We start from the raw sequence: 16,346 nt of genomic DNA, 5'->3' as shown, positions 1-16,346 counted from the left end.
TTTCACCAAGTAATCATCTGAAGGATGCAACCAGTGGATACGGCAGCAACAAATATCATTATCACAAATACGGCAACAAGTTTCTTTTCAAATATTGCAGAAAGCATGGTAATCTCCGGGATACTCATACCTGCACCTCCAATAAGAAGGGCAGCGATCGCCCCCATATTCATCCCTTTCTCAAAAAGTACTGCCGCGATAGGAAGAATTGTTTCCGCACGGATATACAGGGGAATTCCAATTAGTGCAGCCACTGGAATTGCAAAGAAATTTTCCGGTCCTGCTGCTGCCAATACCCAATCAGTAGGGAGAAATCCATAGATAAATGCTCCAATACCTGCTCCAAGGAGCAGATACGGCAACATTTGTCGGAAAATTGTGAGAGCAAAGTTGACAATCTGTTGAAATTTTGTACCTGAGTGATTTATTTCTCCTTCAATAGCAACAGGTTTAAGATATTTCTGGTATCCTGCACGATCCAGAATAAGCCCAATTACAACAGCAAAGACAAACATAGTCACCGCATAGATTGCAGTAATTATTGGACCAAAAATAAACAACATCATTGCTAAAATTATGGGATTTAGTAGGGGGGAGGCAAATAGGAATGACATCGAACTCGAAAATGTCACTCCAGATTTCAAGAGGCCAAGTGTGATTGGTATTGTGGAGCAAGAACAGAAGGGTGTTAGCGCACCAAATGCTGCTCCAAACATGCTTCCTGCTATACTTCCTGTTTTCCCAAGAATTCGTTGCATTTTACCAGGTGAAACGTACACCTGCAATACTCCCACCAACAAACTAACTACAACAAAGAGAATTACCAGTTCTGCGGTAATGAAGAGAAAATACTCTCCAGTAGAAATTAATGCGTCGGCAAGACTCATTCAGAGTTCTCCTTACTCTCGTCAGACTTCTCTGGAACAATTTTTATGTTGCAACAACAGCATTTTTCTCCGGTAACTGCCTTTTTCAACTTTTTGAGAATCCCTTTTTCTTTTTCTTCTTTCATGATTGTTCCTCTGTAGTTGTATATTTACAGCCTTCTGCTGCATTGCAGGTTTCCAGTCGTTTTCTGTCTTCTGCATATAGGGGATCTTCGAAAAATGTACGTGAAAGATACTGGTACAGCTCCTGAGGCAACATCTCACTGATTTTGTAGTATGCCCACTGTGCCTGCCTTCTTCCGGAGAGTACTCCTGCATTTTTGAGAATGGTCAAATGCCGCGATGCATTTGACTGGGACAGATTCAGAACGCCCATAATTTCACAAACACATAGTTCACGTTTCATCACCAGACTGACCATGCGAAGCCGTGTACTGTCACTCAGAGCTTTGAATATCTGTTCGGTCATGATGTTTTCTCTCCTTGGACACATCCTTGAATACAACAGCATCCTTCATTTTTTTCTGCGATGAGATCAGCAGGGACAGTAAGGATCTGGCGTATCTCCTCATTGGATGGATAGCGTCCAGTAATCATTGCAAAACCGTTTACAAGTGTTATTGGGAGAATTTGTTCGCCATGTGCCGCGATCAGAATCCCTACAGTGTCAATCTCCTGAAATTTTTTCGGTGAGGTTTGCTGATTATACCGCTCAATACTGATTCCATGTTGTTTGAGGCGGGAAATCAGTGAGGTTATTCGTATGTTTTCAGAATTAGATGATACTGGTACTTTTGTCTCAAAGATTTCCATCTTCACAATATATCACTATATGCACATATTCACATATAATGATTTTCAAAGAAAACCCATTGAACAGAAAGTTATTGCATAAAAATTCGGAGAAAAGAAAAGCCTCAGGCGAGAGTTGAACTCGCGACCTCGTCCTTACCAAGGACGCGCTATGCCACTAAGCCACTGAGGCGCTTGTGTGATAACAAAGTAGGAAGTCGGGGAATTTAAACATTATGGATTGAGGTTCAAAGTATGAACCCGTTCTTCTTCCCCGATTCTGCCCTCTCTTCATAAAAATGAAGACGATTACTCGTAAAATCAGAGAATCTGACGAATACGCTGCGCCGCAAGAAACGCCGTCGAAAAACATGCCTGCAGATTGTAGCCGCCGGTATCTCCGTCGACATCCAAAACCTCGCCGATACAGAACAATCCGGGCGCAATCTTCGACTCACAGGTCTTCTTATTGATCTCATCCAGCATCACACCGCCTGCCGTTGCCATCGCAACCCGGAAATCTCCGACATGATCTATTTCCACCGGATACGCGGTAAAGTTACCCACCAGCCGTGACCGCATCGCTGCAGTCAGTTGTGCACCAACTGTCCCTTCCGGAATGCCCGACTCCTTTACGATCTGTTTTGTCAGCCGGTCCGGACACCCCGCATCATCCAGAAGATTCTGCACCTGTTTTGTCCCGGATGCAGTACACGCAGCACGTATCAGGACATCCAGCTCCTCAGCTTTTTTTGGAGAAAATGCAATTCTGAGCTGATCTCCGGCCCGCATCCATCGGGCCGCATCCAGAATCACCGGCCCGGAATATCCAAACCGCGTAATCAGCAGATCACCAAAACGTACAAACAGTTTCTTTCCGCCCCGCCAGACCGACACCGCTGCCCCGGGAATCGAGATGCCGGACAAATCCGCCAGCCGGTGATCGCTGACATACACCGGTGCAAGCGACGGATGCGGCTCGGCAACCGAGTGACCGAGCGCCTCGGCAAAGGTAAACCCGTCCCCCATCGATCCCGTCTGCGGATAGGACTTCCCTCCAGTTGCAAGAACCAGGACCTTCGCATAGTAGGTACCGTGCAGAGTTTTTACCGCGTACATCCCATCGTCAAAGGAGACCATCTCGGCAGGAGTATAACTGAGAATTTCAGTTCCGGCCTCATCACAGGCATCCAGCAGCGCATCCAGAATATCGTCCGCCGAAAGCGATGCCGGAAACACCTTACCTAATTCCTTCTCCACAAACGAAATACCCCGTCCCTCAAAATAGGTCAGTACTGAAGTGTTTGGGAACGCCATCAGCGCGGGCCGCAGGAACGCGCCGTGATCTCCATAGTGTTCAGTGAAACTTTTCACATCGCCTGCATGCGTAATATTGCACTGACCGGAACCTGCGATCAGCAGCTTTCTTCCCGGCAGAACCATCTTTTCCAGTACCAGCACCCGTACAGGAGCTAGCTGTGCCGCGCAGAACAGACCTGCCGGTCCTGCTCCAATAATGATACAGTCATACTGCCGGTCCAACATGAACAGTATATTCTCCCGCAACTCTTATCTCATCTTCCCTCCAACATACAAGGAGCACTTTACAGTGCTGGCTGAAGTAAGTCCGACGTGTCTGTCATTTACGACACTGCCATTTCTGGCTTTGGGATTACGACGAGTCAGTTAGGCTCCGCAGAAAATCAGGCGGATATGCTATCAGCAACAGTATTTTTGTTGCAACTGCTCTTTTCGTGACTTACGGCTGTTTCCATTTGATTCCGCAAAGGAAGCGGTTATCCGCCTGTACGGGGTGGACAGTCCCTAATCGGAGGTGAAAACAATGGCACGCATACATGCAAGAAGAAGAGGAATCGCCTCCTCGGTCAGACCATTCCGCCAGGAAGTTCCTGAGTGGTCCAACACCGATGTACAGGAAATTGAAAAGAAGGTCATCGAGCTGCGCAAAGCAGGTCTTACCTGTGCAGAGATCGGTCTGGTCTTACGCGACAAGTTCGGCGTCCCGAACGTAAAGCTTGTTACCGGCAAGAGAGTCAACGCCATCGTCCGTGAAAACGACCTTGACACCGACATCCCCGAAGATCTCCGTAACCTGATGCACAAGGCACTCGGCATGCGCAAGCACCTTGGCGAGAACAAGAAGGATCTTCACAACAAGCGTCAGCTTCAGCTGACCGAGTCCAAAGTCCGCAGACTGGTGAAATACTACGTCGGCACCGGCCGCCTGCCTCAGGGCTGGACCTACAAGCCGGAGACCGCAGAGATTCTCCTGTCCAGATAAGGCATCCTTTCCACCGTTATGTCACTTGAAACCGCAGCAGAAACCCTGGCAAACCATCTCGCATCTCTGGAGTATGTCGAAATATACTCCCATTACGATGCGGACGGTATCGCAGCTGCTGCGATCATGTCACTCGCCCTTTCCCGGGCGAATATAGCCTTCAAACTCCGGATTCTTCCGGGGATTTCTGAAGATGACGTGGAGAACCCGGAAATTTCTCTTCTATGTGACTTCGGTGCGTCGTGTACCGGTCTTGCAGAGAGCACGATGATCATCGATCATCATGTTCCCTACAACACCTCCCCGTATCATGTCAACCCGCGCCTCTTTGGAGAAGACGGTGAAACCGAACTCTCCGGAGCAGGCTGTGCATATCTGGTGGCAAATGCCCTTGGAGACAACCGCTATCTGGCAGGTCTTGTAATGCTCGGCATCATCGGAGACAATCAGATTCTTTCCGGAAGGAATCAGATGATTATCGGTGATGCGGTGGCAAACAATCTGATAAACCCGGGTCGTGGTGTTCTCCTTGCCGGCAGAACAACAAAGGAGCAGATCGCAACCTCCCTGCATCCGTATCTCCCGAAACTATCGGGCGATGACGAGAAAGCAGCGGCAATTGAGAGTGTATGCATGTCCAGAATATCGGACGAGGCACACACTGCCTGCATGCTCTCCCAGATTGTACTTGATTCGGATGCCTCGTATAACGCCCTGATGACTCTCTACGGAGATTCATGGAGTCTGGAACGCGAGGTCATCCCGAATGCCCACGCATTTACTGCAGTAGTGGACGCATGCGGCAAAGCCGGGAAACCAGGACTTGCCTATGCGCTCTGTTGCGGTGATGCGTCGTATCTGGATGAAGCATGGGAAACTGCGATCTCCTACCGGAACCGTGTGATCTCGGTGGTCAGGTCCGCCGAAAAGATCCGCGATGCTCCTGCCATCTGGCGCGTCGATGACTGTGCCGTCGCAAGCGATGCGGCGGATATTCTCATTGAGTCTTCGAACGGTCCGATATTTATTTTTGGCCGCGATACTGCCTCTCTGCGGGTGTCCGCCCGTGCTCCGCACGGGTCTTCAGTGAATCTGGAACAGATCCTGAAGGCAACTGCGGAAGCCTGCGGGGGTTCCGGCGGCGGGCATCAGCTCCGTGCCGGAGCTGATGTTCCGCTTGATCGCGAGGATGAATTCCTTGCCGGTCTGGAGGCTGCATCGTGCACGTAACCGGAACGATTGTATCGGTCCATGCTCATCCCGAGCATGTGGTTTCCGCACTTTCCCCGGATTCAGACGGGTTTATGGTCGTTGAGGTCATCGACGGCTGTGTTGCGGCAAAAATTCAGGGGGAATCACTTCGAACAGTGATTGCGACGGTGGATGATTATCTGATGAATTTATCCGTATCGGAACGGTTGTGCTAAAACACAGGGTTTCAGGTACACACAAATCCAATTTCAAAAATTAAGGTGATACCATGGCAAGAAAGAAGCAGAGTGGTGGACGCAAAGTTGAGGGATGGAAGGCAAAGAGCTGGTTCAAGGTCTATGCCCCGGAGTTCCTCGGCAAGCAGTTTATCGGGGAGATTGTCTCCTCTGACACGGCAAATCTGCCGGGTCGCGTACTGTCGGTTAGTCTCGGTGAGTTAATTCAGGACTATTCCAAGCAGAATGTGAAGATGTCGTTTAAGATCAATGATGTCGCAGGAGATGCAGCTTACACGCAGTTCCATGGCCACGAGATGACCAAAGACTTCATCCGTGCAATGGTGAAGAGGCGGGCATCCCGTATCGACAGTACCATCACGCTCCAGCCGCTCGGCAGTGTTCGTGAGCTTCAGGTAACGATTACGGCATTCACGATCAACCATGCAAGACTTTCCCAGATTCACGAGGTCCGTGCAATGATGGTGAAGGTTGTACAGGATTACGCAAAGGAAGCAGACTTTGAAACCTTCGTCTCCGCAATGGTCAAGGGCGAGCTTGCCAAGAAGATGGTCGAGGCATGCAAACCGATCTTCCCGATCCGCAGGATCGAGATCATCAAGTCCGAGTCCGTGAGCTCTGCCGCAGAGCGCGCAGCAGCTCTTGTCCGTTAAGAATACGGACAACTTCTTTTTTTAGCAGGGTAGCTGCAGAACTTGTAATGCAGCAAAGTATTTCACACCGTATTTTCCGGCAAATAACTGTATCCTAAAAAAATCCAGAAAAATTTTCAGAGGAGGACATTCTGAAAAATGGAATATCTGTTCCATCGCACGGGGCCTGTTTACAGGGTGTGGGTTGTTGCTGGTATCAGAATCTGATCATGATAGGTTGTGACACTTCCATCCGGGAAAATGATGTTTGTGACGGTGGGCGAGAGATCGATGGTGAGTAGCTGTGCGATGATCGGATAACTTTGCAGAATTATTTCTGCCTGAGTAAAATCAATGGCCGGAGTGGTATAGGTACGGTTGTCGATTACAGCAACGCCTTCAATGCGGAGTGATGCTCCTGACATGTCAGAGGAGAGAAGGGTTGTTTTTCCCCGACCATAGTCATTGCATGCTTTCTGGATGTAGATAGCCGGATCGCCTACTTTGAAGAAAACACCCAGTTTTTCCAACCAGGAGAGTGTGTAGCTGACTTCAACAGCTGCATCGCCGTTCTCCTGTATTTCGATGGTGAGGCTGTCGGCAACGATTGCGGATACGGGTGCTGCCGTGAACACTATAAGGACAAGTGCCAGGAGAAAAAACATGCAGCGTGTCATAGTCTCTAATCGGCAGAAGATACCAAATACTTTCCGATGATATTTCTGCACTGCTGAAACCGGGGAGAAAAATATAAAAAAATTATTTCCAGATAATCTCCGGGGCTTCGCGCGGTGGAATCTGCGAGAAGGAGACATCCGGATACCCGGCAAGCATTGCGTATTGCGGCGTCCAGTCTTTGGGGATGCCAAGGATACTGCCAAGTTCGGGTTTCAGGCGCAGCATGATCATGACATAGCCAACCCAGCAGGTACCGAGGCCGATCGACGGCGCAAATGCATCGATGTAGGACAGTGCAATGATACTGTCGATCAGCCCGTACTCCTGATCAGCATCGGATGCTGCGACCAGCAGGGCAGGGGCGTTGCGGCAGACGGGATCAGCACCTGCTTCCGCGTTGGCAATCAGCATCTGTGACAGTTGTGCCATCGGGTGATCGGCCGGAAGCGCTTTCAGCGCGGCAATAGAGGCTTGTGCAAACTCCTGCACAACTACTGGATCGGATACAACTACCCATTTTACCGGATGAATGTTGCAGGCCGACGGTGCATATGCTGCGACGTCGATCAGTTGTGTGAGATCGTTGTGTGCAACCACTTTATTCTTCCAGACGCGCACTGATCTCCGGCTTTTCAGATATCTGGAGAGCAGATCTCCATCTATTCCCGAACGGTATGCAGCATCTTCTATCGGTGCGGTAAATGCCGGAGTGTCGGTGGAAAGTACGGCCTCCGGACAGACCGCAATGCATTGTCCACAGGAGATGCAGGGAGCATCATCTCGAATTTTCGGGGATTGGTCCTCTGATGCAGTAATCTTGCCGGTTGTACACATCACAGCGCACAATCCGCAGCTGACGCAGTTTTCTTTATCATAGAGGATGTGCAGGGGGGTGGAAAATATTGACCTCATCAGAATATACTGGAAAGGGGTTGCACAAAGAGTTTTGGGTTCTGACAAACTTTGTACAGGGAAGGGGATCATTTTGTCCGTGTCTCACTATTGATGAACCTGTCTGCGTATTGTGACTTAAAAAATCGAAAATATTGTTTGCAAAACTCCTGAAACAGTACAATAACGTATCAAAAGAAAGTGCGAAGGAAGGGATTCGAACCCCAGAACTCCTATGAGACCAGACCCTGAATCTGGCGCCGTTGACCTGGCTTGGCTACCTTCGCCTGAATTCCTGAAAACATCCTACAATAGAATATCTTCGTGCTCTATCATATTTGTGCTTCTGATACATAAACATAGGCATCTTGTCGGCGTTGATCCAAATGCCCGGACTTGTTTCATACTGTTTCGGCAGCGAAAAAATAGCAGTAGCTTTTCTGTCAGAGTCGAAGAATCTGTTTCGTCTCCCGAAGGATGGAGATTATGGGTCGTCTGATTCGGAATGTCTGCGTGGTACGGTTCAAGGAATCCTATCGCGAACTCTGCGCCTACAAAACCATCCATCAACCCGGACTCCGGTATCAGCGCACCCGCCCCACACCGGTATTGCCCCCAATGTCTGAAAAGTATGCTGTAACAAACGTAATTATTTTGTCACATACCCGGAAAAAACCAAAAAAATTATTTCAGGTTTTCCGGATGCTTTTCCCGATACGTCGCATCAGGTCCAAGCGCATGTAGCTCATCCAGCGTATTGATGTTCTGGAACGTCTCAAGACAGGGATCAAACTGCCGGAACTCCTCTGGACTCACCCGAAGCGTATGCAGCGAGTTCACCATATCACGAAGCGACAGCGACTCATGCCCCTCCACATACCGCCGCACCGCAGAAACGCGGTACACCGCATGCAGCGGCTCAATATCCGTATTTTCCCACTCAGGAATAATTGCATCATACTCGCCAATATGCTCAAAGAGATACGTCACAATCGAACGATGAATCGTCGGCATATCACAGGCAGCAATAAACACAAACTCCCCCTTCACCTCCTCAATACCTGATGAAATACCGCCGATAGGACCTAAACCACGCTTTTTATCCCACGTACACCGCACAGGCAGCCCGTCGAAATGCGTCGCCTGCTCCTGACTCTTCGCCACAATCAAAATCTCATCACAAATGCCCGAAAAGCTCATCACCAAACGGGAAATAAACGAACATCCCTTATAGAAGAAAAAATACTTCTCACGCCCGTTCACCCTCTTCGCATCACCGCCCGCAAGAATCATCGCCGAGCGCACAACCCCGGTCATCGCAGTTCCTCCTTAAAATGTGTCAGATTCACGATAGTACGATTCACCGGCGTTGCAATCCCGTGCTTTTCGCCAAGGCGCACGATCGCCCCGTTAATATAGTCAACCTCCGTCCGTCTCCCGCCCACAATATCCTGATACATCGAACTGTAATGTTCGGCTGTCGGCGGAATCTTTTCGTTTTGCAGAAATGCCAGATACTCCTCCGCACTCTTCTGCGGCAGTGCAACCCCCTCCGCTTTCGAGACCGCAAACGCTTCGTGCACAATCTCCGTAATAATATTCCATGCCGGTGTCTTCAGCAGATCCCCGTACGGACATTCCATCACCGCACCGAGCGGATTTAATGAACAGCTGTAAAACGCCTTCGACCAGACCGCACTCCGCACCGCCGGACTTGCAACAGAACGCATCCCGGCAGAAGAGAACAGATCCGCCAGCGTCTCAACTGCTACATCGCAGCCTTCCGGAAACCGGCCGAACACCGTCTCACCGCCGTCCACCGAAACATGTACCGCATTATCCGCCCGCCACTCAAATCCCGTAATGATCATCGCCCCGATCACATGATCTGTGTACTCGCGGATAACCTCTTCGTTACCGATGCCGTTCTGCAGGCTCACCACCTCGGCATTCCCAAACAGATGCTGATAGCTCTCACAGATATCACGGGTCGCCGCAGACTTCGTCGAGATGATAATATAATCCCACGTACCTGCAGGCACAGATTCGCCGCAGGGAAAGTGATAAATTCCCTCGCCCCAGATGCCGGTCATCACAAATCCGGCAGTTGCTATTGCCTCCGCATATCTTTTCCGGCAGACCGCATACACGTCCGCATGCTCTGAAAGTTTTGCCGCAACAGTAAGACCAACCGCTCCCGCGCCGAGTATCAGTATCCGCATAATCGCGGAGTAATATTCGTCCTGCGACTACATTAAGTAAAACCATTGGCGTGCCAAAATATCCGGATGGCGAACCTCCGCATGCGACACTCTGACACCTATGCATTATACAAAACATCACTTTCAATCAACAATTGTAACAACTACGACCCCACAATATGCCTCATACTTTACGATGGGTTAAATACTGTTGTCAGCATACAGGAATGTATGCACAAAAAGCATCTGCTCGCAGTTGCAGGTCTTCTTGTCGTGTGTGCCGCAATGGTTTTTGCTGCCGGGTGCATATCTGAACCGGTAAACACTGACAAAACTCCGACCGTAGAGATTCTCTACACAGGAGCCGGCACCATGCCGGGACTTCTTGCAACCGGAAAAGTTGACGGATACATCATCTGGCAGCCGTTCGTCGCTGTCGGTGTTGAAGGCGATGTCGGAAAGGTTGTATCCTACAGTCAGGACCTCCCTCCGGCAGGAATGTGGAAGCAGCACACCTGCTGTGCCATTGGCGCAAACTCTGAAGCACTGAAGAATACGGATCTCACGACCAGCATCGTTGCTCTGATGATCCTCGGCGACAAGTACATCAACGACTATCCCGAAAAGTCCGCAGAGCTTACTGCCGACTGGCTGTTCTCCAAACAGGATATGATTTACGGCAACATCACGGTCAGCTCCGTTGACGCCATGAACGCTTCAATTCCGACGATCATGTTCTCAAGCGAAGTCACTGATGCGTGGCTTGCAAGCAACGAGGAATTCATCAAATCCCAGCGTGAACTGAATCTGATTACCGGAAAACTTGCATCCACCTCTGCTGAGGAGTCCAAAGATCTGCTCTACGACTTCGGCCCGTATGAGACAGCAACCGCACAGATTGCAACAGGCCGGCTTACCGCCCCTGCCCCGGTAACAAATCCGATCTCGATCGGCTATCTCCCGAGCGATCATGACGCCCCGCTGTTTGTTCTGCTGAAAGACTGGCAGTATTTCAAGGACACCTACAACTCTTACCTCAAACCGACCACGGACAAGGCAGGAAAGGTTTCTGAAGCGGAACTGTTCATCAACGGCGAGAAGATCGCTGATATCAAGTTCGTTGAAGGCTCCGGCGGACCGCAGCTGATGACCCTGCTTTCGCAGAACACCATTCAGTACGCTGTCGCCGGAACACCGCCGTACATCAGTGCAATCGATAAGAGCACCGGCGCAGTTACCTTAAAGATCCTTGCTCCAATCCAGCTTGAGGGCTCAGGACTTGTTGCAAGCATGAACTCTCCGGCAAATGACTGGACCAGTTTCGTGCAGTGGGTCAGCGACCGCAGTGCGGCAGGCAACAATGTTGTCATTGCCGATCCGCAACTTGGATCTATTCAGGATGTGCAGTTAAAGGCTGCACTCAAAGACGCAGGCATTACTGTCGTCACGATGAAACAGTAAAACGGTTTTTCAAAACCGTTTCCTTTTTTGTATTTGAGAAATAATCTTCTGAAAAACAAAATCATTCGCACAACCACACCCTTCCTCAGACTATCCCCAACAAAAAACTGTTTGCCCCCAACCTCACTTTAATACACTTTCGTGCAGAATATGGTAATATCCAATACCGGAGTGAAACATTCCGGCAGGAGATCTGAAAAACCATGGCAACAAAAAAATCAGGCGTATATGATGCAATTTTAAAGCAGATCAATGCAGAGATGTACTCCGCATACCTGTACCTGCAGTTTTCCGCAGATGCAAACGCAATGAAATGGAACGGTGCAGCAGCCTGGCTCCGTTCACACGCAGCCGAAGAGATGACCCATGCAACCCGGTTCTATGACTACCTTATCCGGAAAGGAGTCGATGTCAAATTCGATGCAATCGAAAAACCGGTCACCGGTGCAAAAGACCTTCTTGAGATCTTCAAAGCAGTTTACGGCCATGAAATCAAAGTCACTGCAATGATCAACAAGATCATGGAGACCGCAGTCGCTGAGAAGGATTATGCAGCTGTTGCCGAGCTCCAGTGGTTTGTCACCGAACAGGTTGAGGAAGAGGAAACCGTAAGAGACATCGTTGACATGCTCGAAAAAGCAGGCAAATCTCCTGACGCACTGCTCTTCATCGACCATCAGCTTGGTTCCCAGAAAGAATAAATTCCTCTTTATTCCATTTTTTTCTCTTTAAAACTTGCATTCCGGAAACATGAAATGCATCGGACTGTTTTTCTGCACATAAAACTGACAGATCATCAGATCTCAAGCAATAGTGTGGTTACTCCAATCAAAAGGGTAAAAACATCATCTCTTTGTTCGGGAAAATATTTCTCAAAAATCTCGTCAAACCCATTTCATTCTTATCCGGAGCACAGTTTCCTCCCCGGACTCCCCCGAATCGTCACACCATATATAATTTATATAGCAAAATCCTGCGATTTTCAATACGCATATTTTTATACTTAAACATCAGATGATTGAGAAGTGATTAAAAAGTGAAGAGAAATATCAGCGTCAAGCATCTCTCCCAGACCCCGATTGAAAAACAGAAAGTCGAACTTGTCGAGCGTAAATGCATCGGCCACCCGGACAGCCTTGCAGATGGTGTCGCAGAGGCTGTGTCCCGTGCACTCTGCAGAGAGTACATGGCAGAATGTGACGGCGGAGTTCTCCACCACAACACTGATCAGGGGGAAGTAGTCGCAGGAGAGTCCGCGCCTGCATTTGGCGGCGGAAAGATCATCAAACCGATCTACTTCCTCCTCACCGGTCGTGCAACCCGCAAGTTCGGTGACACGGTATTCGCAACCGACGCCATTGCCGTCAACGCAGCACGCGAGTACCTGAAAACCACCATCCCGACCTTTGACATGGATCGCGACATCATCGTCGACTGCCGTATGGGTTCCGGTTCCACTGATCTCTGTGATGTCTTCAATACCAAGAAAGGCCACACCTCCGTCCCGCGGGCAAACGATACCTCGTTCGGTGTCGGCCATGCACCCTTCTCCCAGGTTGAACAGATCATCCTTGGACTTGACGACTACATCGCAAACGAGTTCCGCCCCAAAAACCCCATGCTCGGTTACGACATCAAACTCATGGGACTGCGGGAAATCAACACCATCACCATCACCGTCGCAGCAGCAATGGTTGACCGCTACTGCTCAGGCATCAGTGACTATGTTGAAATGAAGGAAAAAATGGAGGAGTCCTTCACCAAAGTCGCCAAGAAATACACTGACCGTAAAGTCAAAGTTGAGATCAACACCGCAGACATCATCAGAAAGAAGGCAACTTCCGTCTTCCTCACCGTCAACGGAACTTCCGCAGAAATGGGCGACGACGGCTCTGTCGGACGCGGCAACCGCTGCAACGGACTTATCACCCCGAATAGACCCATGTCCATGGAAGCAACCTCCGGAAAGAACCCGATCAACCATATCGGTAAGATCTATAATCTGCTCGCAACGGAAATCGCCCGCGAGTCCTGTCAGAAGGTTGACGGCATTGAGGAGATGTATGTCAGACTCCTCTCCCAGATTGGTCACCCGATTGACTACCCGCTGGTTGCAAGTATTCAGTGTATCACCAAACGCGGATACGACTTCAAAGAGTACCAGTCCGAGGTTGAAGAGATCGTAAATCACCGCCTCGAGAACATCTCGGATATCACCCGCCTCGTCATTGACGGCAAATTAAAGACCTTCTAAAGCATGTCAGACCCAGCCAAAGTCCGGCTTGCCATCCCCAACAAGGGACGGATAGCTGAACCGATCAATGACCTGATGAACAAATCAGGCATTCACATCCAGATGAGTGCATCCCGTCAGCTGATCGCAAAGACCGTTGATCCTCAGATCGAGGTCCTGTTTGTCCGGCCGATAGACATCCCCGAGTACGTCGCCAAAGGTGTTGCCGATCTCGGCATCACCGGCATTGACATGGTTGCCGAGCGCGGTTCGGACGTTGAGACTCTCCTTGATCTCAGATTCGGTTCTGCCCGTCTGGTTCTTGCTGTGCCGGATAAATCACCGGTCACAACGCTGCAGGACCTCACGGGTCTGCGGGTTGCAACCGAGTTCCCCGGTATCTGCAGAAAGTACTTTGCAGATGCCGGTGTTGACGTTACCCTTATCGAAGTCAGCGGCGCATGTGAAGCTGCCCCGCAACTCGGTGTTGCCGACGCAATAGTAGATCTGACCTCCTCAGGCACAACACTTGAGATCAATAAACTCAGAATTGTCGAAGAACTCCTTTCCAGTACCACGAACGTTATCGCAAACCGCGATGCACTCCGTGACAAACAGGAAAAGATTGAGGAGATTTTGCTCGCCTTTGAAAGCGTGATTGCTGCAAAAGGTCAGTGTTATCTGATGCTGAATGTTGAGAAAGCAAAACTCGATGATATCCGTGGTCTGATTCCCGGTCTCGGCGGTCCGACCATCATGGAGATTGCCGGTTCCGACTCGGTTGCACTGCACGCAGTCGTTCCCCATGAACGGGTGTATCAGCTGATTAACATGCTCAAACGCAGCGGTGCCCGCGATATCCTCGTCCTTGATATTACTAGGATGGTGCGCTGAATGGAGATCTTCCCTGCCGTTGATGTACTGCACGGCATGTGCGTGCAGCTCGTGCAGGGCGAGCGGTCCACCGCAACGGTGTACGGGACGCCAATTAAAAACGCCGAGCAGTGGATCAGCCGTGGCGCACGAAATCTGCACCTGGTAAACCTTGACGGTGCATTTTCGACATCCTCGGAGAATGTAAAAGTGATCCGCGATGTTGTTGCTGACACCGATGTGTTTGTTCAGGTCGGCGGCGGTATCCGCAGTATTGCGGATGCCCGCGGCTGGCTGGATGCGGGAATTGATAGGATCATTGTGAGTACCTTTGCAACCAAAGAACCAAATGCCCTCACAACACTCGCAGATGAATTCGGCAGCGAGCGTATCATGGCGGGTGTGGATGCCCGTGCCGGGGAAATTGCCGTTTCCGGGTGGCAGGAGACTGCAGGCGACTATATTGCATGGGCGCAGAGGTTTGAACAGCTCGGTGCAGGTTCGCTCCTCTATACCAATGTGGATGTAGAAGGACTTCAGGCAGGTATCGCCCGAGAGCCGGTGAAGGCACTGATTGATGCTGTTTCCATCCCGGTGATTGTTGCGGGCGGTGTGAGTTCTACTGCCGATATTGCCGCCCTCCGGCAGCTGGGTGCTGCCGGATGTGTGCTCGGTTCAGCACTGTACAGTGGAAAAATTCATCTGGAAGAGGCACTGAAAGAGGCATACGAATCATGAGATCAGCAGAAGTTGTACGGGAGACAAAAGAGACGAAGATCCGGATTGTTTTCAATCCGGATCAGCGCGGCGAAATTACCGTTGATACCGGTCTGGCATTTTTTGATCATATGCTAAACTCCTTTGCCCGCCACGGGGGTTTTTCCCTTGTGGTCTCTGCAAAGGGTGATCTGGAGGTCGATCCCCATCACACGGTTGAGGATGTGGGTATTGTCCTTGGTTCGGCAATCAAGCAGGCAGTCAGCGATGGGCGAGGTATCAGACGCTTTGCCCATGCGATCATTCCAATGGATGAGTCACGGGCAACGGCTGCACTTGATGTCGGCGGACGTGGGTATCTGGTGATGGACGGTGCGTTCACGGGGATTATGACCGGGGGAATTCCCAATGATCTTTTTGAACATTTCCTCTACAGCCTCTGTATCAATGCAGGAATCACGGCACATGTGATCTTCTCAGGCGTGAATGATCACCACAAGTGCGAGGCAATTTTCAAGGCATTTGGTGTAGCACTCGGTAAGAGTGTGGCACTTGTGCCCGGATATGATGATGTCCCGAGTACGAAAGGGACACTCTGAATTCTTTTCTGAAAAATTGTAATGTTATTTTTTTCAAGAGAGGCAGGATCTTTTTTCTTTGTGTGATATAGCGAAAGTATTTCGTTGGTTTTCCAAACATACACAAACGCATCCCCAGTATCCACCACGACGGCCTCTGGTAAACAACCCATCTTAATGCAGGCTCCTGTACCTGTGTGCGAAGCACTCTTTGCAACTCCTTACCACAGACGTACTGCTGAGAAGAAGAGACTAACCGCTTCCTCCATTTTCTGATACGCAGGTGAAGTACCTGACCAGCGGTACCAGGTATTCCCGCACATGTATCACTCATCAGTACACAATATCTTCGGAGAACTGTGACGCCGCGTGCTACAGGCAGGGATCCTTATCATTGGTTTTGCCTGAAGTAACCGAAAAATCCGTGTATTTCAGTGGTTACTGAAAAGAAAACCAAGAATAAAGTCATCATCGCATCCGGATCGTTTGACTCCTTACCGTACTTTCTGGAGAACCACACGAAAAAACCATTATCGAACCGACAGCTTACGCTCGCCAGATAATCGTCACAATAAGAAAACAAGACAAAATAAAATCGCTACAAAGAAGAAGGGGGGGTGCAGCGTTGAATAGTTCCCGAGAACTCGCGTATC

Annotated in this window: 19 protein-coding genes and 2 tRNA genes; 10 read left to right on the top strand and 11 right to left on the bottom strand. The window is 49.8% G+C overall.

The genetic code is table 11. The features are described from left to right. Nucleotides 1–2: 2 nt before the first annotated feature. The 6 genes from O0S10_RS09285 to O0S10_RS09260 form a co-directional block, all read right to left on the bottom strand. Nucleotides 3–887 (bottom strand): permease, encoded by an 885-nt coding sequence (locus tag O0S10_RS09285; RefSeq protein WP_268925600.1) that lies wholly within the window; start codon nt 885–887, stop codon nt 3–5. After that, nucleotides 884–1,012, bottom strand: coding sequence for a hypothetical protein (locus O0S10_RS09280; RefSeq protein ID WP_268925599.1), 129 nt, complete (start codon nt 1,010–1,012; stop codon nt 884–886). Before O0S10_RS09280 ends, O0S10_RS09285 begins: the two co-directional genes overlap by 4 nt. Continuing rightward, nucleotides 1,009–1,356, bottom strand: a complete 348-nt coding sequence (locus tag O0S10_RS09275; protein WP_268925598.1) for an ArsR/SmtB family transcription factor — start codon at nt 1,354–1,356, stop codon at nt 1,009–1,011. The genes O0S10_RS09280 and O0S10_RS09275 overlap by 4 nt, the downstream gene beginning before the upstream one ends. Continuing rightward, entirely contained in the window at nt 1,353–1,700 is a 348-nt protein-coding gene (locus O0S10_RS09270; RefSeq protein ID WP_268925618.1) for an arsenic metallochaperone ArsD family protein, read from the bottom strand. Before O0S10_RS09270 ends, O0S10_RS09275 begins: the two co-directional genes overlap by 4 nt. A 100-nt stretch (nt 1,701–1,800) precedes the next feature. Then, a tRNA-Thr gene (locus tag O0S10_RS09265) sits at nt 1,801–1,872 on the bottom strand. A gap of 128 nt (nt 1,873–2,000) precedes the next feature. Continuing rightward, nucleotides 2,001–3,224: a BaiN/RdsA family NAD(P)/FAD-dependent oxidoreductase gene (locus O0S10_RS09260; protein WP_268925597.1), complete on the bottom strand. Its 1,224-nt coding sequence runs from the start codon at nt 3,222–3,224 to the stop codon at nt 2,001–2,003. Nucleotides 3,225–3,522: 298 nt separating this feature from the next. Here O0S10_RS09260 and O0S10_RS09255 point away from each other — a divergent pair, with 298 nt between their 5' ends. Genes O0S10_RS09255 through O0S10_RS09240 form a run of 4 tightly spaced genes read left to right on the top strand, consistent with a single transcriptional unit; the run spans nt 3,523 to nt 6,082 of the window. Then, nucleotides 3,523–3,981 carry a 30S ribosomal protein S15 gene (locus O0S10_RS09255; RefSeq protein WP_268925596.1) on the top strand — a complete coding sequence of 153 codons (459 nt, stop codon included), beginning with the start codon at nt 3,523–3,525 and terminating at the stop codon, nt 3,979–3,981. A gap of 18 nt (nt 3,982–3,999) precedes the next feature. Next, entirely contained in the window at nt 4,000–5,211 is a 1,212-nt protein-coding gene (locus tag O0S10_RS09250) for a DHHA1 domain-containing protein (RefSeq protein ID WP_268925595.1), read from the top strand. Then, a complete protein-coding gene (locus O0S10_RS09245) occupies nt 5,202–5,408 on the top strand; it encodes a KEOPS complex subunit Pcc1 (RefSeq protein ID WP_268925594.1) in 207 nt (68 codons plus the stop codon). The genes O0S10_RS09250 and O0S10_RS09245 overlap by 10 nt, the downstream gene beginning before the upstream one ends. Nucleotides 5,409–5,461: 53 nt before the next feature. Next, a complete protein-coding gene (locus O0S10_RS09240; protein ID WP_268925593.1) occupies nt 5,462–6,082 on the top strand; it encodes a 30S ribosomal protein S3ae in 621 nt (206 codons plus the stop codon). 170 nt (nt 6,083–6,252) lie between these two features. On the opposite strand, the gene O0S10_RS09235 is transcribed toward O0S10_RS09240, so the two are convergent. The 5 genes from O0S10_RS09235 to O0S10_RS09215 all read right to left on the bottom strand — a co-directional run bounded on the left by O0S10_RS09235 (nt 6,253) and on the right by O0S10_RS09215 (nt 9,852). Then, a complete protein-coding gene (locus O0S10_RS09235; protein WP_268925592.1) occupies nt 6,253–6,726 on the bottom strand; it encodes a hypothetical protein in 474 nt (157 codons plus the stop codon). Nucleotides 6,727–6,820: 94 nt separating this feature from the next. Next, the gene (locus tag O0S10_RS09230) at nt 6,821–7,651 is read right to left on the bottom strand and encodes a nitroreductase family protein (protein ID WP_268925591.1); all 831 of its coding nucleotides are present in this window, start codon (nt 7,649–7,651) and stop codon (nt 6,821–6,823) included. 181 nt (nt 7,652–7,832) lie between these two features. Continuing rightward, a tRNA-Leu gene (locus O0S10_RS09225) sits at nt 7,833–7,917 on the bottom strand. Nucleotides 7,918–8,314: 397 nt separating this feature from the next. Next, on the bottom strand, nt 8,315–8,947 hold the full coding sequence (mobA, locus tag O0S10_RS09220) for a molybdenum cofactor guanylyltransferase (RefSeq protein WP_268925590.1): 633 nt from the start codon (nt 8,945–8,947) through the stop codon (nt 8,315–8,317). Beyond that, nucleotides 8,944–9,852 carry a ketopantoate reductase family protein gene (locus O0S10_RS09215; RefSeq protein ID WP_268925589.1) on the bottom strand — a complete coding sequence of 303 codons (909 nt, stop codon included), beginning with the start codon at nt 9,850–9,852 and terminating at the stop codon, nt 8,944–8,946. Before O0S10_RS09215 ends, mobA begins: the two co-directional genes overlap by 4 nt. A gap of 210 nt (nt 9,853–10,062) precedes the next feature. Between O0S10_RS09215 and O0S10_RS09210 the strand changes: the two genes are divergently transcribed. From O0S10_RS09210 to hisB, 6 genes are all read left to right on the top strand, one after another. Then, entirely contained in the window at nt 10,063–11,292 is a 1,230-nt protein-coding gene (locus O0S10_RS09210) for an ABC transporter substrate-binding protein (RefSeq protein WP_268925588.1), read from the top strand. 203 nt (nt 11,293–11,495) lie between these two features. Next, nucleotides 11,496–11,993: a ferritin gene (locus O0S10_RS09205; protein WP_268925587.1), complete on the top strand. Its 498-nt coding sequence runs from the start codon at nt 11,496–11,498 to the stop codon at nt 11,991–11,993. 335 nt (nt 11,994–12,328) lie between these two features. Then, nucleotides 12,329–13,546: a methionine adenosyltransferase gene (locus O0S10_RS09200; protein ID WP_268925586.1), complete on the top strand. Its 1,218-nt coding sequence runs from the start codon at nt 12,329–12,331 to the stop codon at nt 13,544–13,546. 3 nt (nt 13,547–13,549) lie between these two features. After that, nucleotides 13,550–14,419 (top strand): ATP phosphoribosyltransferase, encoded by an 870-nt coding sequence (gene hisG / locus O0S10_RS09195; protein WP_268925585.1) that lies wholly within the window; start codon nt 13,550–13,552, stop codon nt 14,417–14,419. Then, nucleotides 14,420–15,136 carry a 1-(5-phosphoribosyl)-5-[(5-phosphoribosylamino)methylideneamino]imidazole-4-carboxamide isomerase gene (gene hisA, locus O0S10_RS09190; RefSeq protein WP_268925584.1) on the top strand — a complete coding sequence of 239 codons (717 nt, stop codon included), beginning with the start codon at nt 14,420–14,422 and terminating at the stop codon, nt 15,134–15,136. Then, nucleotides 15,133–15,714: an imidazoleglycerol-phosphate dehydratase HisB gene (gene hisB, locus O0S10_RS09185; protein WP_268925583.1), complete on the top strand. Its 582-nt coding sequence runs from the start codon at nt 15,133–15,135 to the stop codon at nt 15,712–15,714. The genes hisA and hisB overlap by 4 nt, the downstream gene beginning before the upstream one ends. The last annotated feature ends 632 nt before the right edge of the window (nt 15,715–16,346 follow it).

Source organism: Methanocorpusculum petauri (assembly GCF_026891975.1).
Classification (GTDB): domain Archaea; phylum Halobacteriota; class Methanomicrobia; order Methanomicrobiales; family Methanocorpusculaceae; genus Methanocorpusculum; species Methanocorpusculum petauri.
Note: the sequence above shows the minus strand (reverse complement) of the source record. Positions and strands in the feature narration are given on the sequence as shown.

What these genes read in the sequence shown, in the direction of transcription:
- O0S10_RS09240 (WP_268925593.1), top strand. Translation starts at nt 5,462, where the DNA reads ATGGCAAGAAAGAAGCAGAGTGGTGGACGCAAAGTTGAGGGATGGAAG.
- O0S10_RS09270 (WP_268925618.1), bottom strand. Translation starts at nt 1,700, where the DNA reads ATGGAAATCTTTGAGACAAAAGTACCAGTATCATCTAATTCTGAAAAC.
- hisB (WP_268925583.1), top strand. Translation starts at nt 15,133, where the DNA reads ATGAGATCAGCAGAAGTTGTACGGGAGACAAAAGAGACGAAGATCCGG.
- O0S10_RS09275 (WP_268925598.1), bottom strand. Translation starts at nt 1,356, where the DNA reads ATGACCGAACAGATATTCAAAGCTCTGAGTGACAGTACACGGCTTCGC.
- O0S10_RS09280 (WP_268925599.1), bottom strand. Translation starts at nt 1,012, where the DNA reads ATGAAAGAAGAAAAAGAAAAAGGGATTCTCAAAAAGTTGAAAAAGGCA.
- O0S10_RS09260 (WP_268925597.1), bottom strand. Translation starts at nt 3,224, where the DNA reads ATGTTGGACCGGCAGTATGACTGTATCATTATTGGAGCAGGACCGGCA.
- O0S10_RS09210 (WP_268925588.1), top strand. Translation starts at nt 10,063, where the DNA reads ATGCACAAAAAGCATCTGCTCGCAGTTGCAGGTCTTCTTGTCGTGTGT.
- O0S10_RS09285 (WP_268925600.1), bottom strand. Translation starts at nt 887, where the DNA reads ATGAGTCTTGCCGACGCATTAATTTCTACTGGAGAGTATTTTCTCTTC.
- O0S10_RS09205 (WP_268925587.1), top strand. Translation starts at nt 11,496, where the DNA reads ATGGCAACAAAAAAATCAGGCGTATATGATGCAATTTTAAAGCAGATC.
- O0S10_RS09235 (WP_268925592.1), bottom strand. Translation starts at nt 6,726, where the DNA reads ATGTTTTTTCTCCTGGCACTTGTCCTTATAGTGTTCACGGCAGCACCC.
- hisG (WP_268925585.1), top strand. Translation starts at nt 13,550, where the DNA reads ATGTCAGACCCAGCCAAAGTCCGGCTTGCCATCCCCAACAAGGGACGG.
- O0S10_RS09230 (WP_268925591.1), bottom strand. Translation starts at nt 7,651, where the DNA reads ATGAGGTCAATATTTTCCACCCCCCTGCACATCCTCTATGATAAAGAA.
- O0S10_RS09250 (WP_268925595.1), top strand. Translation starts at nt 4,000, where the DNA reads ATGTCACTTGAAACCGCAGCAGAAACCCTGGCAAACCATCTCGCATCT.
- hisA (WP_268925584.1), top strand. Translation starts at nt 14,420, where the DNA reads ATGGAGATCTTCCCTGCCGTTGATGTACTGCACGGCATGTGCGTGCAG.
- O0S10_RS09255 (WP_268925596.1), top strand. Translation starts at nt 3,523, where the DNA reads ATGGCACGCATACATGCAAGAAGAAGAGGAATCGCCTCCTCGGTCAGA.
- O0S10_RS09215 (WP_268925589.1), bottom strand. Translation starts at nt 9,852, where the DNA reads ATGCGGATACTGATACTCGGCGCGGGAGCGGTTGGTCTTACTGTTGCG.
- mobA (WP_268925590.1), bottom strand. Translation starts at nt 8,947, where the DNA reads ATGACCGGGGTTGTGCGCTCGGCGATGATTCTTGCGGGCGGTGATGCG.